Source organism: Yersinia proxima, assembly GCF_902170785.1.
Lineage (GTDB): Bacteria > Pseudomonadota > Gammaproteobacteria > Enterobacterales > Enterobacteriaceae > Yersinia > Yersinia proxima.
The window spans coordinates 34,483-59,423 of the sequence record NZ_CABHYG010000009.1; the positions used below are offsets into that span (position 1 = coordinate 34,483).

Below are 24,941 nucleotides of genomic sequence, written 5' to 3' on the forward strand. Positions count from 1 at the left end.
CTATGGGTATCGATCTTCCACTGATTTGGTTTGTCATCATTGTATTCAGCACCATGATGTACGTGGTGATGGATGGTTTTGATTTAGGCATTGGCATCCTGTTTCCACTGGTAAAAAATAGCCGTGACCGGGACTTGATGATGAATAGTGTCGCCCCAGTCTGGGATGGCAACGAAACCTGGCTGGTACTTGGGGGCGCGGCTTTACTGGGGGCGTTCCCGCTGGCTTACGCGGTGATTCTTGATGCGCTGGCTATTCCGCTGACTTTAATGCTGCTGGGGCTGATTTTCCGCGGTGTCGCGTTCGAATTCCGCTTTAAAGCCACGCCGGAGAAACAGCATATCTGGGATAAAGCCTTTATTGGCGGTTCGCTGATTGCCACCTTTACTCAGGGAATGGTAGTTGGTGCTTTTATTCACGGATTCCCAGTCACCGGTCGCAGTTACAGTGGTGGGCCATTTGACTGGTTTACCCCCTTTGCACTGTTTTGTGGCTTAGGGCTGGTCATTGCCTATGCCCTGCTTGGCTGTACCTGGCTCATCATGAAAACTGACGGCCATGTGCAGCAAGTGATGCATAAACTGGCGCGCCCACTCACCCTGATGATGTTGCTCATTATTGCCATTATTAGCATTTGGACACCACTGACTCACCCACAGATTGCTGCACGCTGGTTTAGCCTGCCCAATTTGTTCTGGTTCCTACCGGTGCCTATATTGGTGCTCTTCGCCAGTTGGGCATTACTGCGCGCAGTCAAGCATGGCGGGCATTATGCCCCCTTCCTGTTGACCCTGTTGTTAGTGTTTTTGGGCTACAGCGGCTTGGGTATCAGTATTTGGCCTTATCTTATTCCGCCATCAATTACCTTATGGCAGGCCGCAGCTCCTCCGCAAAGTTTGGGATTCATGCTGGTCGGCGCACTCTTTATTATTCCGATCATTCTGGTTTATACCTTCTGGAGCTACTACGTATTCCGAGGGAAAATCAATCACGAACAGGGTTATCACTGAATGATGAAATCACCATCACCATCCCAACCACTTGAACCAGTAAAATCTCCTTGGTGGAAGAGAGTCGGTTGGATGTTACTTATCTGGTGCGGCAGTGTGCTGGCTTTATTGGCAGTTTCTATGCTGTTCCGTATGATGATGACAGCCGCCGGCATGAAATCCCACTAGCGCTCACATTGCGGGATGAACAACGGCAAGGTTGCCAGCTTATTAAATGACAGGGATCCCGCTTTATGAAACGTTACCTAATTCCATTAGTTAATCAGATTGCTTTGCTGATGATGCTACTGGGTATGTTGGGGTTGGCTGGCATGACGATTTCGTCATGGATGGCTCAAAGTATTCAAGGTAACGCACATGCCATCAATAAAGCGGGATCTTTGCGAATGCAAAGTTACCGGCTGCTTTCCATGGTGCCGTTAGATAAAGGGGAACTGCCCTATTTAGCGGCATTGGAACAAGACAAAACCAGCGGTGATTTGCAACACGCCCTCCAGCGGGAGGGGTTAACCAATCAATACCAACAAATCGAACGTTACTGGCAAACCACCTTAAAACCACAACTGCTACAAGCTAAGCAGCCCGATGATGTTGCCACCAGTGTGGCCGATTTTGTCCACCAGCTTGATGCATTGGTATTAGCCATTGACCATAAAACCGAGCAGCGTTTACAGCTGGTGATGATGATTCAGTTGGTATTCATTGTGTTGACTCTGGGGTTGATGCTCGCCACCATTTATTACCTTCGCCGCCGTTTATTGCGCCCATGGCTGCAATTGCTCTCGATGGCGAATGCGATTGGACGCGGTGATTTCAGCAAGCGCTTTACTCTACCTCATCAGCGAGACGAGATGGGGATGTTGGGCACAGCGCTAAATAGAATGTCACAAGAACTGTCAGTGATATACAGTGATCTGGAGCAGAGAGTTACGCAAAAAACGGCTGATTTACAGCAGAAAAACCAGGTGCTGGCGTTTCTTTATCATAGCAGCCGCCAATTGCATACACGTCAACCATTAAGTGAACGTTTGGTGCCGGTCATCGAACAGTTGCAAACACTGACACCGCTGGAAAATGTACAAATCTGTTTATACGAGAATCACCTCTATCGCTCACAACTGGCTGATAATTTAGATGGTGAATATTTACCGCCGCAAAATCGCCCAACACAATTAACTATTAGCGGGTCATTCATTGCCGTGAACCCGCCGACAGCGCGGGAATCACTGAGTTGGAGTTTAAGCGACAAGCTGGGTCAATATGGTTTATTACTGGCAAAGCTCCCATCAGAAACGCCACTTAATTCCGATCAACAACAACTGGTAAATATGTTGGTCGAGCAATTGACCAGCACATTGGCGCTGGAAAGCCAGGCGAGACATCAGCAGCAACTCTTGTTGATGGAGGAGCGTTCAGCCATTGCGCGCGAACTGCATGACTCCATCGCGCAATCACTTTCCTGTCTGAAAATACAAATTAGTTGTTTGCAGATGCAAGTTCCGGATTTGCCCGAACCCAGTAAGCTATTGATACAGCAGATGCGTGATGAACTTAATATCGCCTACCGCCAACTGCGGGAGTTGCTGACCACATTCCGTTTGAAACTCAATGAAGCAACATTGCAAGCCGCACTCCAAAACTTAGTCAATGAATTCAGCGAGCGCGCCAACTTACCCATTACTCTCGATTTCAATTTACCGTCAGACTTTGTTCCTAACCATCAAGCCATTCATATGGTAAACATTGCCCGTGAGGCATTGAACAATATCTATAAGCACGCTCATGCCACTGAAGCCGTGGTGAAAGTCACGGCTGAGCAAGGCGATGTCGTTATGTCTATCATTGATAATGGTTGTGGGATTGGTCAAACCAATAAACGGCCAAACCATTATGGCCTGATGATTATGCAAGACCGAGCCGCTAGCCTGAATGGGCAGTGTGATATTCATCAACGAGACGTCGGCGGGACAGAGGTACAGGTGCGATTTACGCCAGACAATAATGACCTTGTCTGACGATGTGGCCTAATCACCGCCTGACATACGAACTAAATCTGGTAATCAATCACAACTTCGTCTGGCGCTTCTGCCAACACTTTCTCTTTAATATCATGCAGAGAAAGTGTTGGATTACAGAGTTGGATAAAAAACCAAATAAAGTTACGTTGTAACTGCCCCCGTTTTAATCCTAACCACACGGTATTCGCGTCAAAAAGATGCTCTGCGTTAATTCGTACCAACCCCTTATCACGATGCGCTTCGTAGGACATATCCGCCAAGATACCCACGCCCATGCCCAGCTCCACATAAGTTTTGATCACATCAGAATCTTGTGCGCTAAGGGCAATATCGGGGGTTAAACCGGCATTTTTGAAGGCATTGTCCAACCGTGATCGGCCGGTGATCCCCTGTCGATAAGTAATTAATGGTAAGGTACTCAGGGTTTCCAGCGTGATGTTCGGCTCTTGTGTTAATGGGTGATTTTCGGGCACCACAATCGCGTGATGCCAACGGTAATAAGGAAACGCCGCGACAGACTCATCACTCATCAACACTTCAGTGGCAATCCCGATATCAGCCTCACCGGATTGGAGCATCGCCGCAATTTCTTGTGGATTTCCCTGGCTAATAACCAGTTTGACCTGTGGATACAGCAGACGAAACTCTTTGATTACCCGCGGTAAACTGTAACGGGCTTGAGTATGCGTGGTCGCAATATGCAACTGACCGCTATCATTGTTGCTAAAAACATCAGCCAGGCGGCGAATTTGATTGGCATCATTTAACATGCGTTCCGCGACTGTCAGTAACTCTTTGCCCGGCTCCGTCATTCCCAACAGGCGTTTTCCACGCCGAATAAATATCTCAATACCCAATTCTTCTTCTAACTCGCGAATATGCCGACTCACACCCGACTGCGAGGTAAATAATGTATTTGCCACTTCAGTCAGATTGTAATTACAACGGGCCGATTCCCGAATAATTTTAAGCTGTTGGAAATTCATACTTTGCCCCTTTCATTCTGATTGATCTACAGAATCGCGGGGATAATAGCGACAAACAAATACAAAAAAACCGTTGTTTATGCTTTTTTGTACTAAGCAAAGTGAATGGCTTATACAGAAAGTTGGATATAACCGAAAGATTGAAAAATAGGCTTAATTATCAAAAAAATAAAAATTTGTAGAAAATGGCCAGCTTCACGCAAATTAATACACAAAAATAAAATCAGCTATATTAAATAACTTTTTAATATAGCACTTTGCTGTTAGACGCTCTTTTGGAGCAGTGCTAGAATCGGCCGATAAATTTACCTGCACAGACTATTCTTCAGTCTCTTCATGCCCGTTGAGCCGGTTCAGGAGTTATTCATGCCGTTGGCTATTATCGCGCTGACCATTGCTACCTTTGGCATTGGTACCAGCGAGTTTGTCATTATGGGACTATTACCAGAAGTCGCTCATGATCTCGGGGTCAGTATCCCTAAAACCGGAATGTTAGTATCAGTTTATGCCATGGGAGTGGTGATTGGTGCTCCATTGTTGGCTATTGCAACAGCACGAGTACCGCGAAAATCAACCCTGTTGGGTTTAATTGTTTTATTTATTCTCGGCAATATTCTTTGTGCTTTGGCTGAAACTTATAACTTGCTGATGGCAGCGCGTATTATTGCGGCGTTGTGTCATGGCACATTCTTTGGGTTAGCTTCTGTGGTCGCCACTGATTTAGTTCAACCCAATCGCCGTGCGCGTGCAATTGCATTAGTGTTTATGGGGGTCACGCTGGCAAATGTGCTGGGTGTGCCATTGGGCACGGCCATTGGGCAGGCTTTCGGCTGGCGTGCCGCATTCTGGGGCGTCAGCGCCATTGGTATTGGCGCCATCATCGCCGTGATCGCCTGGTTACCTAGCAATATTCCGATGAAGAAAATTAGCCCAAAATTAGAGTTCAAAACGTTGATGCAGAAAAAAGTGCAAACCGCTTTACTGCTATCAGTATTAACCAATACCAGTTTGTTTACCGTTTTCACCTATATTGCCCCTCTGCTGCGCGAGGTTACCCGTGTTTCTGAACATGGTGTCACAATTGTCTTATTGATCCTCGGCGTTGGATTATCCATTGGTAGTGTGCTGGGTGGCCGGTTAGGTGATAAAAATCTGGTCGGTTCAATGACACGTCTAATAACCATTTTGATAGGTATTCTGCTGGCATTGCATTACACCATTGGTTTTTACTTACCGGCAGTTCTGACCTTGTTTATCTGGAGTATAGTGGCTTTTGCTCTTTGCCCGATGTTACAGCTATTGGTGGTGGATCAAGCCCGAGATGCTCCTAATCTGGCATCAACCTTTAATCAGAGTGCTTTCAATTTAGGCAATGCGTTGGGAGCCTGGCTCGGTGGCACATTGCTGGCATTTGGCTTGCACTTACAGCAACTCCCTCTTGCCGCCATGGCAGTGATGATTGTTGCTCTGGTGACCATGTTGCGACTACGCATGCATTTTCGCCGTGTGGCTATCGTGCAGCCTATCAGCTAATTCTTCGGTAAATCACATTGTTGCTCCACTCCGGTGGGGCAACTCACTCTTTTCATTTTCCTTACATTCCATTCATGCAAATAATTATCATTAACATTGGTTGGTGGTATAATTTATGCCTTGATAAGCCGCATCCATGCTGCTGATGAACAAGAATAAAACGCCATAAGATAAGAAGGATAAACTGTGACCACAGAAGCAACCGCAGCAAAACCCAAATACCGTCCAACCCCTCCACGCCTGGTGCAAGTCAAAAAGGTGGTAGACACTTCCCCACACCTACGCCGAATCACTTTCTACAGCCCAACGTTACACAATTACCCGGCAGATTGTGCCGGTGCGCATTTAAAAGTCTTCCTGCCATTAGCACACCAAACACAGCCGGAACTGCCAGTGCTTGGTGAGAAAGGCCCGCAATGGCCAGCAGCAGAAGTACGCCCGATTGTTCGAACCTACTCTGTTCGGGCCGTCAGACCTGAGCTTTGTGAGATAGATATTGAATTTGCGCTTCATGATCACAGCGGTCCTGCGGTTAATTTTGCCCGTAACGCTAAATCAGGTGACTGGATAGGCATTACCAATCCCGGCGGCCCTGAAACCATGCTGCCAGCGGCTGAATACAGCTATCTGGTTGGTGACCCTTCTTCATTACCTGCCATTGCGGCACTGTTAGAAACATTACCCTCCGATGCGCAGGGTCATGTCATTATTCGTGTCGATACCCCACAGGATGTGCTCAATCTGGTGAAACCAGCAGGTGTTGAACTGAGTTGGGTCATTGGTGGTACTGAAAAAACCGATGAAGTTATCACCCAATTCTGCGCACTCGAACTGCCGATGGAGGAAGCTACATTTTGGCTGGCCGGTGAAGATAGAATGGTGGTGCAGTTGCGCCGTTATCTCCGTCGTGAGAAAGGCTGCGAGCGCCAACAACTCTATGCTGTCCCCTATTGGCGTGAAGGCCTCAATGAGGAGGACTATCATCACCAACGTCATGAAGTCATGGACAATATTGACAACTAGATCTCATTAATATCTTTAAAATCAATGGACATTATCCTCTGATGTCCATTTTGTTGACTTTTTTTTGCCGTTCCCCGTTAAAGCCTTGTAAATTTCCTGCGACAATTCCTTGTTATTTGTTAGTCTTAAAGCTACTTAGCCTGCAATATGGCGCTTAATTATCGTTAAATGGCTCTAATGCCCGTTTAATGCAGTAAAGTTATTAGGAGCGTGCTCGAAATGAAGTCGCAAAATGATCCTGGCCGATCTAAATCTCGCCATCACGAATACTCCCTTATCCTGCCTATTATTGCGCTGGTTATTCTTAATCTCTGGGGGGATACCAGCAATTTCGCTGCCGTCATTGTTATCAACTTAATTGCCCTGGTCGGTATCCTGAGTAGTGCTTTCAGTGTGGTACGCCATGCTGACGTTTTGGCACACCGTTTGGGTGAACCCTATGGGTCATTGATTCTTAGTCTGTCGGTGGTAGTGCTGGAGGTCAGTTTGATCTCGGCGATGATGGCAACAGGTGATGCCGCCCCCGCCTTGATGCGCGACACTCTCTACTCCATCATTATGATTGTTATCGGGGGATTGGTGGGTGTGTCGTTGCTGCTCGGTGGGCGTAAATTTGCCACCCAGCATGTCAATCTGGTCGGTATCAAACAGTATCTGATGGCTATCTTCCCACTGGCTATCATTGTGTTGGTATTGCCTAGTACCCTGCCCGGTGGCAACTTTAGCGTGGCACAGTCACTGGTAGTCGCCGCGATTTCGGCGGCGATGTATGGCGTTTTCCTGCTGATTCAGACCAAAACTCACCAAAGCCTGTTTGTCTACGAACATGAAGACGAAGGGGATGACCCAAGTGACCCGCATCACGGTAAACCGTCATCTCACAGTAGCCTGTGGCACACATTTTGGCTGTTGATTCATTTGGTTGCGGTAATCGCAGTGACTAAATTTGATGCCAACCCACTGGAAGCGCTGCTGACAGAGTTAAATGCACCGGCTAAATTTACCGGCTTCCTGATTGCTTTGCTTATCTTGTCACCGGAAGGGTTGGGTGCATTAAAAGCAGTATTGGCCAATCAGGTGCAGCGGGCGATGAACCTGTTTTTCGGTTCGGTGCTGGCTACGATTTCCCTAACTGTGCCAGCGGTAACCTTAATTGCCGTACTGACTGGGCAGGAGTTGAACTTTGGCCTGGAAGCGCCACATATCGTGGTCATGGTCAGCGTCTTGATTCTGTCGCAAATCTCATTCTCGACCGGCAGAACCAACGTGCTCAACGGCACCGCCCATCTGGCCTTGTTTGCCGCGTATATGATGACGATTATGCTGTAGCGAAATTATGTTGTAGCGGCAATTCTTTGTCGATATCCCCGTAAGGGGATAAGCAAAGGGCAAGCGTTTGATGCGCTTGCCCTTTTTTATCGGGTCATCCATTCATAACCTTGAGTTATGAATAGGCATTCAAGGTGTGTTGGCAGAGTGCAGAGCGGACACAGTCCTGTTTATCAAAGCGAATAATGCCAATCATTTCATCCTCAGCAAAACGCTCCAGTGCGTCGCTAAGACCTGATTTCACCCCACGCGGCAGGTCGCACTGAGTGATATCACCATTCACGATAACAGTGACATTTTCACCGAGGCGGGTAAGAAACATTTTCATTTGGTTGGCGGTCACATTTTGTGCCTCATCGAGGATCACCACCGCATTCTCAAAGGTACGCCCGCGCATATACGCAAAAGGCGCAATTTCGACTTTACCGATTTCCGGCCGTAAACAATATTGCATGAAAGAAGATCCGAGTCGGCGCAGCAGAATGTCATACACCGGGCGGAAGTAAGGCGCGAATTTCTCAGAAATATCACCGGGCAAGAAACCCAAGTCTTCATCTGCCTGTAATACAGGTCGCGTCACAATTATCCTATCTACTTCTTTGTGAATTAATGCTTCAGCAGCCTTGGCCGCACTAATAAAGGTTTTACCACACCCTGCTTCACCGGTGGCGAAGATGAGCAACTTACTTTCTATGGCTGATAAGTAATGACCTTGAGCTTCCGTACGCGCCTGAATAACGGAGGTATCACGGCTATCCCGTGCCATACCTATTGATTCAACACCGCCCATTTGCACTAACGATGTCACGTTTTCTTCCTCACGCTGACGATGACTACGTGAATCACGTCTAATAACGCGTTTCGCTTCACGACGAGCTTTGATCACTGCTTTCTGTCTTCCCATAGTGGCACCTTTCAGTTTGATTCAACTACCGCAGCAGGAAAGCCTGCGCGATTATGTTTCACATACAGATGCGGTTTTGGCTTCCTTTGCAGCCAATAATAGCCAATGAAAATGCGAATAGAGTCGACACCCGGTTCAATAGCCGGAGGGAAACAATATCGCAAGGGGAGTTATTACGTGATGTTGAAACTGGGGACGGGAATACGAGTGACGATAATATATTAACAGCACATGATGATGGTAATACTGGAATTTGAGAGTCGGAGCTTATGCCCTCGTAACAACGAGTCGCCTGGATAAAACTTTGATTTTTTCTTAACAGCCCAATCATGGACTTTACCATTAGCGATCCCCGCAGTGATAGATAACAGCCTAAGCTGTGCACCGTGTGAAAAATACCGCCAGATGATTACAGTATAATGACACTCTTAAAATTCGCGATATCAAAATGTAAAAAAATATAACTTTTTAGCTTGCTCATTTTTTACTCTAATTATTTTTAATATCGCGCTATATCATTTTATAAGCATTAGCGACTGATCCTTAAATCCTGTAAACGTGCCTTTTGCTTGCCTTGGCTATCAAAGTTTCCCATCGCTAACCAATCGCTAAATGCCTGTTTAATTAATGGCCATTCGCGGTCGGTGATGGAATACCAATTGGTATCTCTATTGCGCCCTTTGGTCACAATCGCCTGCCGAAATTGCCCTTCATACTGAAAACCAAATCGCATTGCCGCCGCATTTGAAGGCCCATTTAAGGAATCACATTTCCACTCACAACGACGATAGCCTAATTTGTCGAATACATAATGTAATAGCAAATAGATGGCCTCAGTACCCGCTGAATTGCGTTTTAAGCGCGGTGACCAATTAACTGAGCCAATCTCAATCACACCATTCTTTTCATCAATTCGTTGTAAGCCAACCGTTCCTAACGCCACATCGGTTTGCGCATCCATTACGCTATAATGCAAAGCATCCTTCGCATTAATTAATGTTTGCAGGTACTGCTGGAAATCATTTTCATTCTCTGGCCGCTCACAATAAAAATAGGTCCAGTCACTGGCATCGGGAATCAGGTGATATGCCTGATACAAAGATGCTTCATGTTTATCTGAGTCAACCGGGGCCAAATAGCAAAAATGTCCGGGTAAAATTTCTCGTTGAGGCCGCAACGCTGACTGCCACTGTGGTAATTCTGCACCAATAATTTGTCCAAAAGGGTTTTGATTCACTGTGTGCTCCCGTTTGTCATGTCGCTTCCATAGGAATGTTCATTATGACTGCCCGTAACAATACCGGCTAAATCATAGCAATATATAAAGAAAGGGGGGGCCTAAAAGTGAGATTTGGCACGATTAACTTAGGTGGAAATAACAGACTGGTTGGTTCTGAATACCTGATATCAGCACAGAGCGACCTGCTATCAGGTATTCAGCGGTGATTGCTTATCACCCTCGTCGCAAATTAACGACCGGTGCGACTTCGGGAAGTTGTAACCCTTCTTTGACTTCCAACAATTGCCCGTGCTCATCGTTATACAGGGTGAGACACGAACCGGCTTTTAATTGGGCAATCATCTCCCCCGTCATTTCCATGCTATCGGCGAGTTCATCGTCATCCAAATGAGGACGGTGCCCACGGCGCTCCACCTGAAAACGTACTTGGTTATATTTGGCCCAAACAATCAGCACAATGGCATTAAATGCCGCAATGGCTGCATATAGCGCCAACGTCGTCAGACCGGCCAAAATGTACATTCTGAACGGGATCGGCCCCATGTTCGGGGCGCGGTGGATCATATCCAAAAAGCCCTTCACAAACAGGAAGATAAAACCGAACCAAGCCAAAGCGGTAATGATTATATCAATTAAGCGCGGTAGCAGTCGCTGCTCAGTATGAATCAGAGGCGCACTCATGGTTTAACCCTCCCGATCCCGCGGTCTGGGCTGACCCAGCGTGCACGTTTACGTTTGGTGTTCAGCATCACTTTTGGGAACGACACAACGGTGGTGAACAAACTTAGCATCCAGTAAACCATTGGATACCAAATAATCCAAAATAGCGAATTGCCCAGTTTAGGCTCATAACGCCGTTCAATCACCAAACTAATAGCAAACTGCAACAGACAGGTCAGTGCCAATACCATGCCGGTAAAGGCTGGCGGGAACACCGTCTGTACATGAATGCCTGGTGGTAAGGTAATAACCAGACCCAGCAGGAACAGGATGATACTGAACAGGTAAGTAAAGGCCCAAGTGATAGACAGTGAATATTCAAGGAACAGTAGCCACATCCGGCGATTACGCCAGCGCCACAGCTTGAACATATTCTTCAGGAAAACCTCTGCCCCACCCTGCGCCCAGCGTAGGCGCTGCTTCCACAAACCCCCTAAGGTTTCTGGCATCAAAATCCAGCACAGGCCCCGTGGTTCAAAGAATACTGACCAATGTCTTATCTGGAGTTTCCAACTGATATCAATATCTTCAGTTATCATATCCGGACTCCAGTAACCGACATCCGCCAATGCTCTACGGCGAAAAGCCGCCACGACGCCAGAAACGGTAAAGACTTGCCCGTAAACCCGTTGAGTTCGTTTAATCAGCCCAATGATAGAAGAGAACTCCCCTACCTGAACCCGGCCAATCAAGGTCGAACGGGTACGGATGCGCGGATTCCCTGTTACCGCTCCGGTACGCGGGTTAGCAATCAATGGCGCGACCAGATAAGGCACCGCTTTACTGTCTAGCAAAGCATCACCATCAATACACACCAGATATTCACTGCGCGCTGCCGCAGCCCCCATCCGCAAGGCAATAGCTTTACCCTGATTATGAGCCAGGTGAATAACACGCAAGCGTGGGTCTTCAGCCAATAAGGCATCCAGCACTTGCGCCGTGTCATCACTGGAGCCATCGTTAATAGCGATAACTTCGATATTGGTGTAAGTCTGTGCCAATGCTGCGTGAATAGTTTCCCGCGCATTCAACCCCTCGTTAAAACAAGGGATTAGAATTGACACCAGTGGATTGCCTTTCAACTCCGGGGGCGGCACATCATCGCCCCACGGCCAGTGTCTTTCTCGCTTTAGCCAGAAATAGACACCGCCCGTTATCCAGATACCGGACATAAACAGCGGATAGAAGAAGACAAAATTCAGCAACACGTCGCCGGTAAAGAGCAGGATCATTCCCGCGGGAATACTCAGCACCAGGCATAGGATGAGTAATGCAATAATTCTATCGATCATATAAAGGATACCAGGCAGAAGATAGCACAGGGCGGACATCTTTTAGCGGTGGTTCGCCAGTGATAAAGTTATCCGGATAGTAACCAAAATTTTGCGCGCCATTTAACTGCAACTGGCGCATCCATCCTGCCAGTATTGGGCCACTGATGGCATTGCTGCCCTCTGGTTTGGTCCAGTCTTTTGATTGCAGTTCAAAAACAGTTTTATTCAGTGCGCCTGGGCGCTGCGCAACTTTATTCACCAGTTGCGCTAGCCACTCGTTAGACTCTGATAACGGCACCTTCTCCATTAACGGCATTGCCATCGGGGCAACCCAATCATAGTTAGCCAGGAAATCGTCGAGATTCTGCGCAAACCATGCTTCGCTTTCCGGTTCTAAAATCGGCATAGCAAATATATTACGGGCTGATTTGACTTGCGGGCCACGGATATCACGGACCTGACGGGTCAATTCATTGGTGAAATCAACCAAATATTTACTCTTATAACGCGTCCAGCGGGCCATGGTTTCCGGATCTTTACGTATTTCTGCAATGGAACCTGGGAAACCGGCTTTTTCGTATGCGCGAATCGCATCGGGTGAGGCATCTTCAAAGTCAGACATCACGGCATCGTCGTGATAAAGAATGCCATCAATTGGCGCGCTATAAGCCATATCGCGATAGATATCGATGATGCGCTGCCGCACTTCCGGGTTAAACGGTGACAGACGGCGATATTGGTCCGGATCAATGCTGGTCTTACCGGTTTTCGGATCAATACGTTGAATGCGCGGTAAAGATGGGTCCATCTCAAACGCCAATACCGGCATCCAGGCATAAACATCGACATCCGGGCGGGAAGCTAATTGCCATGCGACGCGGTTAAACAAGTCCTGACGCATCGGGATCCAGCGGTTCGGGAAGTAAACCTGGCGAATATTGCCATCCCCTTTCGGGTCAGAAAATGCTTGTAAAAACACGGTAGTGACACGTAAATCGGAAATTCGCTGAACTAATTTATCCAGATTTTCCTTTTCCTGCGCCGGATCTGGATCGTAGAGATAATCCAAATCGACATGCGCCACCCGCATAATATCTTTTTCCTGCACCGATGTGACGAGCTGGGCGAAATCTTTCAATGACGGGTTATTACTGATCAGAATACGTGGGATATTCATCAGGTCATTGACGTTACCAATACCCGGTTCCAGTGTCATTGCCATCTGGTAGCCATGTTGGCGCAAGATGTTGAGCACCGTGCCGTTTGGTGCGCCGTATGGCCACACCCAAACCCGCGGCTGTTTACCGGTCGCTTTAATAATGCGCTCGGTTATCAACGAAATATCTTTTTCCATCCGCTGCTTAAATGCGGCTTCGGTCTCATACTTTTTGGTTTTGGGGTCATACATCAGGTTGGCTGCTGCCGGTTCAGTGTTCCCTTGCGGGTTGGCAATCACCCCATAGTGTGAAGCATAAGTATGTGCGCCGATTTCAATCAGCTTTGATTTCGCCATTTCACTGATCTGTTTCCAGGTCAGAAAGCGATCTCTATCGGTGCTTAAGCCACCAAAATCGACTTTTTTATTGGGTGGTGTATCTATCCACGTTCCCACTGGAGCCAGCACAGCGCTTAAATTATTGGCTTCTAATAAGGGATAAACGCGATTATAGAAACTGCTATAGCCATCATCGAATGTCAGTAAAACAGCTTTATTAGGTAAAGGAGTGCCGCCATTACGTGCTGCCAGAATCTGATCGACGGAAACCACGTTATAGCGGTTGTCCTTCAACCAGGCCAGTTGTTCGCTTAATGCACTGCTTCTTACCGACAAATAACGTTGGTCAGCTGACTCATCTTCAACATCATGATAAGCAATCACCACAAATGTATTCTTCTGCCACGGCCTTTCACTGAGCGGTAATGCGCGCTCGGCAGGTGGAACAAATACTGGTTTCTCTGCATAACAGACGGAAGCCAGCAACGTTATCATTCCAACTACAAATATCCGGATAAAAAATAGTATCTTCGCCATAGCGACTTCCCTTAGAAACGGTAATTCAAATCAAAAGCGAGTGAGAGGTCATGTTCACGAACACCATCATAGGGGCGCTTGTCGTAGGTAACTGCTAAACCTGTATCGACGACATCATTCCATTGAACTCGTTGCCCATAACTTGCCGTAGTGACCAGGCCATTACCGTAGTTTTTCTCCCAGTAGCCGCCTACACCAAGTTGCACTTGCTGGCTCCAGATAGTTTTATAATGGCGATACATAATATGATTCAGGGTAACCGCAGGTAGGTAGGTGAAATCCCTTTTTGGGTTGTAATAAATCACGTCTTCTTTGGTGTTAGTGCTGGCGGCCAAACCTAAATTGAAATCAGCCGTCAGATAAGGCCCTGTCCAGATGCGCTGACGCCCATTCAATTCGTATTCCCAACGGTTGTTACCGTCAGAGAAATCAGATGGGGTGACATTAAATTCAACATCACGGCGATCATCGGCTTTCCACAATACAAAGGCAGAGGCACTGTTGGCAGTGATATTATTTTTCATCGCCCGCAGCGGCGTATCTTTTGCCAGTCGCTCCACCTGACCACCCACACGCCAATGGTCATTAAAGTCATACCAGGTTGCTAAACGGAATCCGGTTTTATTGCCAAAACCATAATTCTGATTATTCACCTCAGCTTCCGCCCAGTGGTCACGGGAAGTCCATTCGCCCCCTAATCGGGTCGCACGATTGATACCCTTACCCTCTTCAAACTGGGCATTATCAAAGCTCCCGCCGCCAAATACGCGCCAGTTATCGGCAATTGGTGGGCTATATAAAATCGCCTCAAGACCGTAATCTTTATCACCGGTAATGGGGCTTCCAGAGGAGATGACGCGGTTACCCGTTACGCGCAATTCATACATATTATGAACTTTGCGTTGCCGGTCTAACTCTTGCGAAGGGACATCTTCCGGGGATCGCGCAATGACATCATCAGTTAACAATTCCATCTGACGCCATTCCTGCAAATCCATCGCTGTTTCGGCTTGCGCACGTTCCAGGATAAGGCTGCGTGGTGCCAACGACTCTACCGCTTTCAGTTCTTGCTCCGCCTTGCGCGGTAAATCTCTGGCCAGATAAACACTCGCCAAAGCAATACGTAAGTTCTGGTTAGCGGGAGCGGTGCTGGATAGCGTCTCCAGTTTTTTCTGGGCAGCAGGCAAATCATTCAGTGCCACCAAAGATTGAACCAGCAAAGTCTGGCCTTCCATCCAATCATCATTTGGTTCTTTACCCGGCAGGCCATATACCCCTACCTGATAAGGTGTTTGCTCGCTGTAGTTCTTGGCGAATTGATGAGCCTTATCCAATTGCTCACTTTCATTCAACGCGTAATAGAGGTCATCAGCATCAAGCAAATCATCACTATTGCGGAATGTTTTTCCGTCGGCGTAATAGAGACTGGTGAGGATCGGTGCGGCTTTTTCTGGCATCCGGCGATCAATATATGCAGAAGCGGCCCAACGGCGGGCATAGTCAGGCATTTTATAGCCCTCAGCTTCCATACTTTCATACTCTTTAATCAGCTCTGCGGTGTTACGACGTACCAATAACGCGCCGAGTCTGTCAATACGCGCCCGCTGATAATCTGACTGTGCGTCAGGGTCTTTACTCCAGCGAGTTAACAAATCCTGATAATCCGCTAATGCCTGATCCGCAATATAAAAACGCTCAGTTTCACTGCGTGTTGGTAGTACCGCCATACGAACTTGTTCAGCTGCCGCATCTCTTTCAAGTTGCCGATACTGTTCAGCCGTCACTAATTTCGGATTTTCTCTGGCCAGCTGCAATGCCGGATCAGCAATACGATTTCGTTGTAATATCTCGAGGTGATTTTTTAATACCTCCTCAGATTCAGGTGCCAACCGCACCGCTTCACTGGAGGCCTGCAACGCATCATAATTGCGATTAGTGGCACGATTGAGATATGACAGGGTCATATAATTTTGTGCGGAAGGGTTGCTCTCGGCCAACTCTTTTGCCTGTTGTAACGCCGCACCACCACGGCCGGAATCGGCCTGCGTCATGATCATACCGGTAATGAGATCAGGGTTGGTGGGGTCTTTCTTCAAACTGCTTTGCCACAATGCCAGCGCTTGATCCCAACGTTTTTCATTGCGATAAGCCCGCGCAGCAGAGGCCAACCCACGCGAGGAGAGATTCACCGAGGAGTGATATCTCTCATAAACATCGATGACCTCCTGATCGCGCCCAGCCCAACCGGCGATTTGCAGCCAGTCATCAACCTGACCACTATTAAGCGGCCCGGCTTTAGATTCTTTTTGTAAATAATCAAGGACCGGCGCGGTATCCCCAGCTCTGGCTTTGATGATCAATGAATCATACTGTGTTTCTGCCAAAGCTGGATTAACTGAAAGGCCGGAAATTAATAGCGCTAATAAAGTAATTCTGTGCCGGTGCAACGGGCGCAGCAGTGTCGTGAATGCGTTATACATTATATAACCCTTAAGCCAGCAACTTGTTTGGTTTTCAAGAAAAGCTACTTCACGAACATCCATTTTTCATTATGGAATTATGATGAAATGAAGTCCTTGGAATGTATTACAGCATGTTACATAGGATAGTTGAAAGAAAATACTATTGCGTAATTATTATAGAATATTGTTATTCCAGCGATTAATAGAGGAAAAAAAGTAGTATGGGCGTTAATCCAGGTTGGTTTAAGATTATTCTTAGTCAAATATGCTACCAAAAGACAAAATTTAAAGACTAAATTTTTTTACTAAGGGAATGCTGCGACAGAGTGTTCTGCAAAGAGATAGCACAATTTGGTTTTCAATTTGTTTATGGAGAAATTCGCCGCTTCGAAATTTGATTTTCTAAAATATTCTTTATGCATCCATCTATATAAAATCATACAATCATGGATGTTAGCGATTATCACTCGCGTTATAGTCAAAAACAGAATGATTTCATTTTTAATGGTTCAACATAATAGCCCTGGTTCAGCATGAAATCACGATTCTACTTTAACTCTATATTTAATATGTGAATTTTATTATTTCCTTGTGAGTCAATCTGAGTGTTTTTCATATTAAAGATAGACTCCGTTAGAAAACCAGAGTCTATTTTAGGGATGCACTTAACTCACATATAATGAGGCCGGGGACAAAATTAATTATAACGACACAAATCACGATCCATTTTACTCAAAAACTCAAAACCGCTTTCGGTAATGAGAATCATATCCTCCAGCATAATCGAACCAATTCCGATACCGTAATAAGGTGTTTCCAGACTGAGCACCATACCTGGCCGGAATGTTTCTGTTGCCAATGTGCTAACAAAAGGTGCTTCTTCCAGCCCCAAAAATACACCATCGCCATGGCCAAGATGACCACGATTATAATCCGGTAAACCGGACTTTTTGATCACATCCATAGTGCTATCAAACACGTCTTTTAACTTAACGCCCGGAGCTACTATTGAGAGCATATGTTCATGGCCGATTCTGATAGTGTCATATATCTGTTGTGTGAGTTTATCCGGTTCCCCCAAAACAAATGTTCTGGCAAGGTCAGCACCATAACCCGCCACATCGACTCCACAGTCGAACTTAATTAAATCGCCAGGCTTTGCCGGGGTTTCATCAGGGAACATTTTAGGTGAGAAATTATCGCCAACTGAAATAAGATTAAAGCGAGAAAAGTTAGTCTCAGGGAAAGTCATGACAGCCGCTTTAAATGCAGCAGTCAATTCGGCCGCAGTACACCCCACTCGGATATGCTTAGCCGCGCTGGCGATACCAAACTCGGTAATCTCAGCACTTTTTCGCAGATGTTGAATTTCCCATGGGCTTTTAATCATTCGTATTTCATTGAATAGCGCAGTTGAATCAATCAACTTCAGCCCTGGGGCCACTTTATCTAACACACTTTTACCACCGTTAGACATAGCCTGTAATTCAATCGCAATGGCCTTATCCAACACTCCTGCGCTCTCCAGGGCATCTTTCACCAAACCAAAGACAGCCTCGATCGGCGGACCAATAGGGCGTTCACGTTTTTTCTGATGATTCAGTGGGTTGCGCGGGTCATCAACATCCACCCACACCGGGAAGGTTTTCAGTTCCATGTTGGGCATATCAAAATGCGTACTGGCGGCTTCAAATTCATTCATGATGATTTGAGATGGAATGCTTTCATCACGAAACATAATCGCGACAGCTGCACCGGTATGCCGGAAGGTATACATAAAGAAACTGGCAAAACCGGTCAGGTAATAGAAATTATCGCAGACGGTGACAACCAAAGCATCAAGCCCTTCTCGCTCCATGACCGTACGAGCTTTACAACTGACCGCATTTAAATGAGCAATTTTTTCTTTATTCACCGGAACATCCTTCAGGGCTTACTTTATCTGTAAGCTGAATGATATACCGGTTATGGACGAGATTCTAACGGGCAATCAAGGCAACTGCCGACACCAGGAAGTTTATTACGCTGGCAGCAAGTACGGCGCTCCATCCCCCCATTACGCGGAATAACAGTGCGATAGAGCGGATTATCTCTTCCATCAGGCAAGTTTGAGGTGAGAAAAAGATTTTCAATAATGACGTCATAACCCTCAATAGGGCCTAACTTATTTGCAAATTCGCGCAGATACCAAAACATCAAATAACCTATGTTATTCCATATCAGCCGGGTATTGGCTTTTGGTTGGCGCTCGATTCTCTTCATAACAGGAATAATATGATGATCGAGTAATAAATAGAGCCGTTGCAGCAAAGATGACGGCGAGCTATCTAACCAGTCGTGTTGGTAGTAAATAGCTTCAGGCCGCCCTGTTACATGAAATTTTATGCGAACTCTTTCTGGACGGGTATCTATCGTTATAGGTAATGCCAGTAACATCAAGATCATCGGTGGAATAACCAAACCGAAATACCATTGCCCCCATAACGAGTACAGCGCTTTCTGATTCGGATTAAGATCAGTATCGCTGTAATAGTGATTTTCATAGTTTTGCATCAACGTGGGTAGGCTATTTTCTGCCGCCCACTGCTCAAGCAATACACTGTCTTTAGGTATTTCTATCGCATCAACATAAAACGATTCTGAGAAGTGCACGAATGTACGGGCGAACAAACTGGCGATTTCATCAGAAATCGCAGTTGTTGAAGGGTAAATCACTTCAGCTGCATTCGCCACAATCCATACTCCACGAAACTCATATGGATGATATTATTACACTCAGTGATAATGATTATCAATGAAGTTAATTAATAATTCTCAACAGCATTAAATGCTAAAATAATCATCCTCGCAGGTCATATCAGAAATTGCTTATGTCGTTTATGTTCACAGGCTAATCAACCCGATAATTAACCGACAAAACACCTTTCTTCTCCGAAATTGACTGCACAGTAACCTTACCCAGTTCTCGCAATGAACTGACATGGGTGCCACCACAGGCATAGACCGATAATTCGCCAAAACCAACTTCGCGGAAATTATCTTGTACTGAAATATGTCTGGGTAAATCTTGCCGGATAAACTGTTCCAACGCCGCCTGAATAATATCAATATCAAGTACTTGTGGGTTTTGTGTCCGTTTAAATGATACTCGCCCTTCCCCTGGCCAGTGATGTGCTTTCACAGGCTGCCAACCATAACCTTCACCAATATTTCCAATAAGATGCCCCGCTGAATGCATACGCGTATTTAATAGGCGGCGCTCATTGTCCACACGAGCACAATAGGTTCCTGGCTTAATGGGTTTCGCCAGATAATGAACTAATTGCTCCTGCTGCTGAACAACCCGCAACACTTGATTATCGCCGATATAACCGATATCAGAAGGTTGCCCCCCACCTTGCGGATGGAAAATAGTCGCCAGCAATAGCACAGCAAATTCCTCGCCATCCGGCGTACAGCTCAGTACATCAACATCCATTGTCAGCGTATCGTTCTCAAAAAATAGACGGGTCGTCATAATCATTATCCTTTTATCATTTCCATTATGATTATATTGCTGTCAGTCTGATGTGATAATCCGCTACATACTCAAAGGACTATTGCGCTGTGAGCACAAATCTTCCGCTAGCTTTACTGAGTGAAATGGCTATTTTTGTTAAGGTCGTCGAAACTGGCAGTTTTTCAGCTGTCGCCCGCCAATTGGGGGTTTCACCCTCAGCCATTAGCCGCAGCGTAAGTCGGCTTGAAAAAGCACTGGCAACCCGTTTATTGCAACGAACGACGCGTAAATTGCGTTTAAGTGAAAGCGGCGAAGAGGTTTTTAAACGTTGTAACACCATGCTCAATGCCGCCAACTCGGTGATGGAGATCAGTGGCCAATATAGCCAGGAACCGGAAGGGCTTATTCGCGTCAGTGTGCCAAAAGCGGTGGGTAGATTTGTAGTTCACCCTCATATGCCGGAATTTTTACAGCGCTATAGCAAAATAGATGTGCAGCTAATATTAGATGACCGCTATGTCGATTTGATTGATGAAAATGTAGACTTGGCCATTCGGATTACTGACCAACCCCCTCCGGGGATGGTCGGGCGGCAACTGATGAATATCGAACATCTACTGTGCGCAACCCCTGAATACCTTGCTGCCCAGGGTACACCGCTGCATCCTCATGATTTAGCTCAACATAGCTGTATTTATCTCGGAGAAACACCGGGGGATGCACGTTGGAAGTTTCGTCAAGGGACTAAGGCTATCACGGTTGCAGTAAAGGGCCGCTACGCCGCGAATCACACCGGTGTCAGGCTAGATGCCGTATTACAACATATCGGTATTGGTAGTTTACCCTATTTTACCGCCAGAACAGCCTTGCAGCAGGGACAGCTAGTGCAGGTATTACCCGAATGGTGCTTTATCAGCTCATATAGCGGGGGTTTATGGTTGCTCTACCCTCCAACACGCTATTTACCCGCCAAACTTCGTGTTTTTATTGATTATATTGTCGGTCGATTACGTGATGATCCCAATTTACCGCTCCGCTAAATAAGAGATTACCCAACGGAGCGTTGAATATTACGAATTTGCTAAGGTTATGCCGTTTTTTTCGCCAGCAGGGTCGCAAAACGCAATTTTATCCGGTTACCTTGTGCATCGGTTTTATGCAATTGCCCAACATCTTCGTTGTATTTAAGGATGTCCCAATCTTTATAGTAATGGCGTAATTCACCCGCTTTTAATGTGAAGGAAAACGGCACTGTACAAGGGAAGTCATCTGTCGACATTGCGGAGATAATCAGGTTGTAACCACCAGGTAAGGTACACTCTTGCATATTCTTGATAATATGAGGGATTCTTTCTGGCTGTAGGAACATTAACACGACGGTTGAAAGAATAAAGTCGTAGCGATTATCCAGGCTGGCTTCATTGATGTTATAAGTGCTGGCGGTAATATTCGACCGTTGTTCCTGCTCAATGATCTGCTGCAAGCGGCTGATACTTTCATCATTCTTATCTACAGCAGTCACATCAAAACCTAATAAATTAAGATACAACGAATTACGTCCGGAGCCACAGCCTAAGTCCAATGCTTTTCCGGGTTTCACCGTTTTCACGGCCTCAATCACTTCAGAATGAGTGGGTGTTAAATTGTATTTCTTATGATAAAAATCTTCTGGTGTGCAATAAAAACTGAGTTGGCATTGCAGGTCATCTGAACACGCGGCAATACGGTGCCAAACTTGTGGTTCAATAAAGGGAGGCTGATTCTCACAAGAGAAAGAGTGTCTTTCCAGCGTGTTACCCGCTTCATCAAGGATCAAAAAATCCATTTCTCCACTCAGAATCGTTAATTTGGCCCATGTTCCGGCTTTGGTATTGTGCTTTTCACGAAACATCGCGGGTACGCCAGCGCTATTCCAGACAGGTAACTGTTTGTAGCAAAGCAAGGCTGATGTATTTTCCATGCTGATATTCCTCAGATAATTTAAAGATGCATTTAATATGCAACATATAGTACAGCATAAATCTTATTAAATGAAGCTACCCTGCCAGGCAAGCTCACAGCAAAACTTGAGGTTAATGACAAAGTGCCCGTAACGGTGAAAACAGGCAGATCGTAAAGACGCCGTAAACCCCTCCCTGGGGGATCGCCCCGCGCCATCCTTGGCACGGACGCTTTACTCTTCTACCTGTCCTCACCTTACAAGATCGAGTCTTTGGAGTTTGTCAGCAGCAAGGCTTCAGCCTATCCAACTCATAAAATCAGTAGAATATCGCGTAAAATGACTTTATGGGGTTGTGGACTTAGCCGCTTTTAAGCTCTCGATATGGTCTGCCAATTTTTGAATATCATCATCAGTCAAATGTGCCTTTGCCTTATTACCTCTGCCGACAATCTTGCCGTCACGCCGCTCGGTTAGACCCTCAACGATTTCATTGCGAGATAACGATATCAGTGGCGGTGCTTTATCAAGTCCTTTTCGATCGGCCAGGCGCCCATGACAACTTGAACAAGTTTGTTTATAGATATGTTCGCCGTCAGTGGCGGCCTGAGCTGCGGCACTAAACACAATTATGCACGTAGCCAGTAACAAGACTTTCATTATGCCCCCGCCACCCATTGTTGGAACAATGTGGTCAGCGCTTTCTCATCCCGCGCCCCTTGATGCAACTCCGTCACCTTACCGCTGCGGTCAATCATAAAAGAGGTTGGCGTGCCAATGACTTGATAGCGCTCCTGGGTGATGCCCAGTTGATCGCGAATGACAGGGTAACTGATGTTACGCTGCGCCAGTACTGGGGCAATATCCACCTGCTCCGGATCAGTATTGATAGCCACCACCACAATATCCTGCTGATATTGCTGACTTAATTTATCCAACGCTGCCATCTCTGCCAGGCAGCCACCACAGCTTGCTGACCAGAAATTGAGGTAAACTTGTTTGCCTTTCCACTGTTCAAGTGCAACGGGTTTACCTTGCAGATCATAAGCCGCCAATTGGGGGGCAACTTCCCCCACGGCAACTTCTTCTTGCTTACACGCGCTCAGCAATAACAGTAAAGCGCATAAACCGACCGTTTTACGCCACATGATGATTACTCTCTTCATTAAGATATTTACCGTGCTGGAGGCGGATAATCCGATCAGCAACACAGCCTAAATCCGGGTTGTGGGTCACCATCACAATGGTTCTACCCTGACGATGGATATGGTTTAACAAATCCAACACCCGCTGCTCATTTTCTTCGTCAAGGTTACCCGTTGGTTCATCAGCAAAAATAATGGGTGGCTGATTGACCAGCGCCCGCGCAATGCATACCCGCTGCTGCTCACCACCAGAGAGTTGGCTCGGCAAATGGCTCATACGTGGTGTCATACCGACCTGCTCCAAGACTTGTCGAGCCGCGTCTTCATCCACCACACTGTGATAATGCTGCGCCAACATAATGTTCTCCAGCGCAGTCAAATAAGGAATAAGGTGAAATTGCTGGAATACCAACCCAATCTTGTCTGCCCGGAATTTCCTGCGCCCTTCTTCATCCAAGCCAGCAGCATCAACCCCATCGAGCAATACCTGCCCTTCAGTGACGGTATCCAGGCAGGTTAGAATATTCATCAACGTAGTCTTACCTGAGCCAGATGCCCCCATAATCGCCACAAACTCACCACGATTAATGCGGATATTGATATCTTCCAGCGCCGTCACTTGCCCAAAACGTTTGTATAAATGCCGAGTTTCAATAACCGCATCGGTGTCGTGTTCAGGTTGCACCCGTAATAGTGACGAGGTCATTTGCTACTCTCCTTTCAGGACTTTCGCGGGTTCAATATGAATTGCCCGGCGGGTGGGAACAATTGCCGCCACAGCGGCCACTAACAATGACAACACCAGTGTCAGCGGCAATACCGGCGCACGTAAAGCAATTGCTGCGCTGAATACTGTTTGCCCCAAGACTTGTGCCAATATATAGCCTAACAATGCGCCGCAGACGGCAGCAGCCAGGGAGATAATCAATGTTTCGGTTAACATCTGGCGGATGATGTCAGCATCACTGGCTCCCAGTGCTTTTTGCAGAGCAAACTCTTTTGAGCGCTCGCCCACTATCGCCATTAAGGTGGTGTTGACGCATAGAGATGACAAAATGAGGATAACCACAGAGACCAACCCCATCAGCCCTTTTATCTTGTCGAGAACCTGCCCTTCGGAAGCTGAAACCTTACGAATCGGCCTAATCTCAAGATCCGGATATTGCTCACGAAGATGGCTGGCAAAGGTCTCAACCTGACCTACGTCATTACTGACACTCAACAATGCATTACTGATATGCCCCGGCTGATTGAGCCATTTTTGCGCCAACTCAAGATTGACGATCAACATGTTATCTGTGGCGTCGCCAGCCTCAACAATACCTTTAACTTGCAAACGTTGGCGTTCACTACCATTGACCAAAGTGAGAGTGTCACCCACCTTGACATGCAAACGTTCGGCTAGTTTGACGCCAATCATGGCATTGCGGTCATCAAAACTAACGCCAATCCAGTTACCGGTCACTTGCCAATAAGGGACTAACTGTTGCAATGACTCAAACCACACCCCCATCAGCACTACTTTTTCCAGCTCAGTGCGCGCCATCCCATAAATATAGGGGCTTGAAGCATTGATCAGTCCTTTGGGCGCAGCATCAATAATTGGCTGGAAGCGCCCTTGTTCAAATGTGTTGCCGTGCCCTGGGCCAATGTAAAAATTAGCGCCAAAAGTGCGTAATTCCTGACTCATTTTGGCATTAATATCGAAATACACTGCTGACATTGCCGTGACAATCGCCGCGCCAACTGTCAATGCCGCAAAGACAACACTGACTCGTTGCAAGCGCAAGCGCAGTGCACGCAGCACTAATCGCCAGAACATGCCAT

General features: G+C 46.6%; 22 protein-coding genes. 7 read left to right on the top strand and 15 right to left on the bottom strand.

Features of this window, described 5'->3' with window-relative positions; genetic code table 11:
• Nucleotides 1-2 precede the first annotated feature (2 nt).
• From cydB to narX, 3 genes are all read left to right on the top strand, one after another.
• Nucleotides 3-1,010 carry a cytochrome d ubiquinol oxidase subunit II gene (gene cydB, locus FTB31_RS06805; protein WP_077175431.1) on the top strand — a complete coding sequence of 336 codons (1,008 nt, stop codon included), beginning with the start codon at nucleotides 3-5 and terminating at the stop codon, nucleotides 1,008-1,010.
• Nucleotides 1,011-1,178, top strand: coding sequence for a DUF2474 domain-containing protein (locus tag FTB31_RS06810; protein ID WP_071387004.1), 168 nt, complete (start codon nucleotides 1,011-1,013; stop codon nucleotides 1,176-1,178). It begins immediately after the preceding gene.
• Between the two features lie 65 nt (nucleotides 1,179-1,243).
• Complete coding sequence (narX, locus tag FTB31_RS06815; protein WP_050075429.1) at nucleotides 1,244-3,025, top strand: nitrate/nitrite two-component system sensor histidine kinase NarX; 1,782 nt, start codon at nucleotides 1,244-1,246, stop codon at nucleotides 3,023-3,025.
• 32 nt (nucleotides 3,026-3,057) lie between these two features.
• Here narX and cbl read toward each other — a convergent pair whose 3' ends face one another.
• Complete coding sequence (gene cbl / locus FTB31_RS06820; protein WP_050075428.1) at nucleotides 3,058-4,014, bottom strand: HTH-type transcriptional regulator Cbl; 957 nt, start codon at nucleotides 4,012-4,014, stop codon at nucleotides 3,058-3,060.
• 366 nt (nucleotides 4,015-4,380) lie between these two features.
• Between cbl and FTB31_RS06825 the strand changes: the two genes are divergently transcribed.
• The 3 genes from FTB31_RS06825 (at nucleotide 4,381) to chaA (ending at nucleotide 7,899) form a co-directional block, all read left to right on the top strand.
• Nucleotides 4,381-5,547, top strand: coding sequence for an MFS transporter (locus tag FTB31_RS06825; protein ID WP_227731240.1), 1,167 nt, complete (start codon nucleotides 4,381-4,383; stop codon nucleotides 5,545-5,547).
• Nucleotides 5,548-5,733: 186 nt separating this feature from the next.
• On the top strand, nucleotides 5,734-6,570 hold the full coding sequence (locus FTB31_RS06830) for a siderophore-interacting protein (RefSeq protein ID WP_227731241.1): 837 nt from the start codon (nucleotides 5,734-5,736) through the stop codon (nucleotides 6,568-6,570).
• 219 nt (nucleotides 6,571-6,789) lie between these two features.
• Nucleotides 6,790-7,899 (top strand): sodium-potassium/proton antiporter ChaA, encoded by a 1,110-nt coding sequence (gene chaA / locus FTB31_RS06835; protein ID WP_050075425.1) that lies wholly within the window; start codon nucleotides 6,790-6,792, stop codon nucleotides 7,897-7,899.
• Nucleotides 7,900-8,014: 115 nt separating this feature from the next.
• On the opposite strand, the gene phoH is transcribed toward chaA, so the two are convergent.
• The 9 genes from phoH to FTB31_RS06880 form a co-directional block, all read right to left on the bottom strand.
• Complete coding sequence (gene phoH, locus FTB31_RS06840; protein WP_077295237.1) at nucleotides 8,015-8,803, bottom strand: phosphate starvation-inducible protein PhoH; 789 nt, start codon at nucleotides 8,801-8,803, stop codon at nucleotides 8,015-8,017.
• Nucleotides 8,804-9,332: 529 nt separating this feature from the next.
• Complete coding sequence (locus FTB31_RS06845) at nucleotides 9,333-10,040, bottom strand: GNAT family N-acetyltransferase (protein ID WP_050075423.1); 708 nt, start codon at nucleotides 10,038-10,040, stop codon at nucleotides 9,333-9,335.
• Between the two features lie 216 nt (nucleotides 10,041-10,256).
• The gene (gene pgaD, locus FTB31_RS06850; protein WP_050075422.1) at nucleotides 10,257-10,724 is read right to left on the bottom strand and encodes a poly-beta-1,6-N-acetyl-D-glucosamine biosynthesis protein PgaD; all 468 of its coding nucleotides are present in this window, start codon (nucleotides 10,722-10,724) and stop codon (nucleotides 10,257-10,259) included.
• Nucleotides 10,721-12,055, bottom strand: coding sequence for a poly-beta-1,6-N-acetyl-D-glucosamine synthase (gene pgaC / locus FTB31_RS06855; RefSeq protein WP_005164390.1), 1,335 nt, complete (start codon nucleotides 12,053-12,055; stop codon nucleotides 10,721-10,723). Before pgaC ends, pgaD begins: the two co-directional genes overlap by 4 nt.
• Nucleotides 12,045-14,069: a poly-beta-1,6-N-acetyl-D-glucosamine N-deacetylase PgaB gene (pgaB, locus tag FTB31_RS06860; RefSeq protein ID WP_050075421.1), complete on the bottom strand. Its 2,025-nt coding sequence runs from the start codon at nucleotides 14,067-14,069 to the stop codon at nucleotides 12,045-12,047. Before pgaB ends, pgaC begins: the two co-directional genes overlap by 11 nt.
• 11 nt (nucleotides 14,070-14,080) lie before the next feature.
• Nucleotides 14,081-16,549, bottom strand: coding sequence for a poly-beta-1,6 N-acetyl-D-glucosamine export porin PgaA (gene pgaA / locus FTB31_RS06865; protein ID WP_050075420.1), 2,469 nt, complete (start codon nucleotides 16,547-16,549; stop codon nucleotides 14,081-14,083).
• Between the two features lie 679 nt (nucleotides 16,550-17,228).
• Complete coding sequence (locus FTB31_RS06870) at nucleotides 17,229-18,446, bottom strand: M24 family metallopeptidase (protein ID WP_227728978.1); 1,218 nt, start codon at nucleotides 18,444-18,446, stop codon at nucleotides 17,229-17,231.
• A gap of 50 nt (nucleotides 18,447-18,496) precedes the next feature.
• Complete coding sequence (gene fhuF / locus FTB31_RS06875; protein ID WP_227728977.1) at nucleotides 18,497-19,264, bottom strand: siderophore-iron reductase FhuF; 768 nt, start codon at nucleotides 19,262-19,264, stop codon at nucleotides 18,497-18,499.
• A 157-nt stretch (nucleotides 19,265-19,421) separates the two neighbouring features.
• On the bottom strand, nucleotides 19,422-20,048 hold the full coding sequence (locus FTB31_RS06880) for an alanyl-tRNA editing protein (RefSeq protein WP_227731242.1): 627 nt from the start codon (nucleotides 20,046-20,048) through the stop codon (nucleotides 19,422-19,424).
• Between the two features lie 89 nt (nucleotides 20,049-20,137).
• On the opposite strand from FTB31_RS06880, the gene FTB31_RS06885 reads away from it, so the two are divergent.
• Complete coding sequence (locus FTB31_RS06885) at nucleotides 20,138-21,070, top strand: LysR family transcriptional regulator (protein ID WP_227731243.1); 933 nt, start codon at nucleotides 20,138-20,140, stop codon at nucleotides 21,068-21,070.
• A gap of 47 nt (nucleotides 21,071-21,117) precedes the next feature.
• Here FTB31_RS06885 and tehB read toward each other — a convergent pair whose 3' ends face one another.
• The 5 genes from tehB to FTB31_RS06910 all read right to left on the bottom strand — a co-directional run bounded on the left by tehB (nucleotide 21,118) and on the right by FTB31_RS06910 (nucleotide 24,936).
• Nucleotides 21,118-21,990 (bottom strand): SAM-dependent methyltransferase TehB, encoded by an 873-nt coding sequence (tehB, locus tag FTB31_RS06890; protein WP_077175437.1) that lies wholly within the window; start codon nucleotides 21,988-21,990, stop codon nucleotides 21,118-21,120.
• 324 nt (nucleotides 21,991-22,314) lie between these two features.
• Entirely contained in the window at nucleotides 22,315-22,629 is a 315-nt protein-coding gene (locus FTB31_RS06895) for a c-type cytochrome (protein ID WP_050075414.1), read from the bottom strand.
• Entirely contained in the window at nucleotides 22,629-23,117 is a 489-nt protein-coding gene (locus FTB31_RS06900) for a TlpA family protein disulfide reductase (protein ID WP_050075413.1), read from the bottom strand. Before FTB31_RS06900 ends, FTB31_RS06895 begins: the two co-directional genes overlap by 1 nt.
• The gene (locus FTB31_RS06905; RefSeq protein ID WP_005168971.1) at nucleotides 23,107-23,820 is read right to left on the bottom strand and encodes an ABC transporter ATP-binding protein; all 714 of its coding nucleotides are present in this window, start codon (nucleotides 23,818-23,820) and stop codon (nucleotides 23,107-23,109) included. Before FTB31_RS06905 ends, FTB31_RS06900 begins: the two co-directional genes overlap by 11 nt.
• Before the next feature lie 3 nt (nucleotides 23,821-23,823).
• Nucleotides 23,824-24,936 (bottom strand): ABC transporter permease, encoded by a 1,113-nt coding sequence (locus FTB31_RS06910; protein ID WP_175631739.1) that lies wholly within the window; start codon nucleotides 24,934-24,936, stop codon nucleotides 23,824-23,826.
• Between the last annotated feature and the right edge of the window lie 5 nt (nucleotides 24,937-24,941).

Excerpts from the sequence above, each read along its gene's own strand:
- cydB (WP_077175431.1), top strand. The coding sequence starts at position 3 with ATGGGTATCGATCTTCCACTGATTTGGTTTGTCATCATTGTATTCAGC.
- FTB31_RS06810 (WP_071387004.1), top strand. The coding sequence starts at position 1,011 with ATGATGAAATCACCATCACCATCCCAACCACTTGAACCAGTAAAATCT.
- narX (WP_050075429.1), top strand. The coding sequence starts at position 1,244 with ATGAAACGTTACCTAATTCCATTAGTTAATCAGATTGCTTTGCTGATG.
- cbl (WP_050075428.1), bottom strand. The coding sequence starts at position 4,014 with ATGAATTTCCAACAGCTTAAAATTATTCGGGAATCGGCCCGTTGTAAT.
- FTB31_RS06825 (WP_227731240.1), top strand. The coding sequence starts at position 4,381 with ATGCCGTTGGCTATTATCGCGCTGACCATTGCTACCTTTGGCATTGGT.
- chaA (WP_050075425.1), top strand. The coding sequence starts at position 6,790 with ATGAAGTCGCAAAATGATCCTGGCCGATCTAAATCTCGCCATCACGAA.
- phoH (WP_077295237.1), bottom strand. The coding sequence starts at position 8,803 with ATGGGAAGACAGAAAGCAGTGATCAAAGCTCGTCGTGAAGCGAAACGC.
- pgaD (WP_050075422.1), bottom strand. The coding sequence starts at position 10,724 with ATGAGTGCGCCTCTGATTCATACTGAGCAGCGACTGCTACCGCGCTTA.
- pgaC (WP_005164390.1), bottom strand. The coding sequence starts at position 12,055 with ATGATCGATAGAATTATTGCATTACTCATCCTATGCCTGGTGCTGAGT.
- pgaB (WP_050075421.1), bottom strand. The coding sequence starts at position 14,069 with ATGGCGAAGATACTATTTTTTATCCGGATATTTGTAGTTGGAATGATA.
- pgaA (WP_050075420.1), bottom strand. The coding sequence starts at position 16,549 with ATGTATAACGCATTCACGACACTGCTGCGCCCGTTGCACCGGCACAGA.
- FTB31_RS06880 (WP_227731242.1), bottom strand. The coding sequence starts at position 20,048 with ATGACGACCCGTCTATTTTTTGAGAACGATACGCTGACAATGGATGTT.
- tehB (WP_077175437.1), bottom strand. The coding sequence starts at position 21,990 with ATGGAAAATACATCAGCCTTGCTTTGCTACAAACAGTTACCTGTCTGG.
- FTB31_RS06895 (WP_050075414.1), bottom strand. The coding sequence starts at position 22,629 with ATGAAAGTCTTGTTACTGGCTACGTGCATAATTGTGTTTAGTGCCGCA.
- FTB31_RS06900 (WP_050075413.1), bottom strand. The coding sequence starts at position 23,117 with ATGTGGCGTAAAACGGTCGGTTTATGCGCTTTACTGTTATTGCTGAGC.
- FTB31_RS06905 (WP_005168971.1), bottom strand. The coding sequence starts at position 23,820 with ATGACCTCGTCACTATTACGGGTGCAACCTGAACACGACACCGATGCG.
- FTB31_RS06910 (WP_175631739.1), bottom strand. The coding sequence starts at position 24,936 with ATGTTCTGGCGATTAGTGCTGCGTGCACTGCGCTTGCGCTTGCAACGA.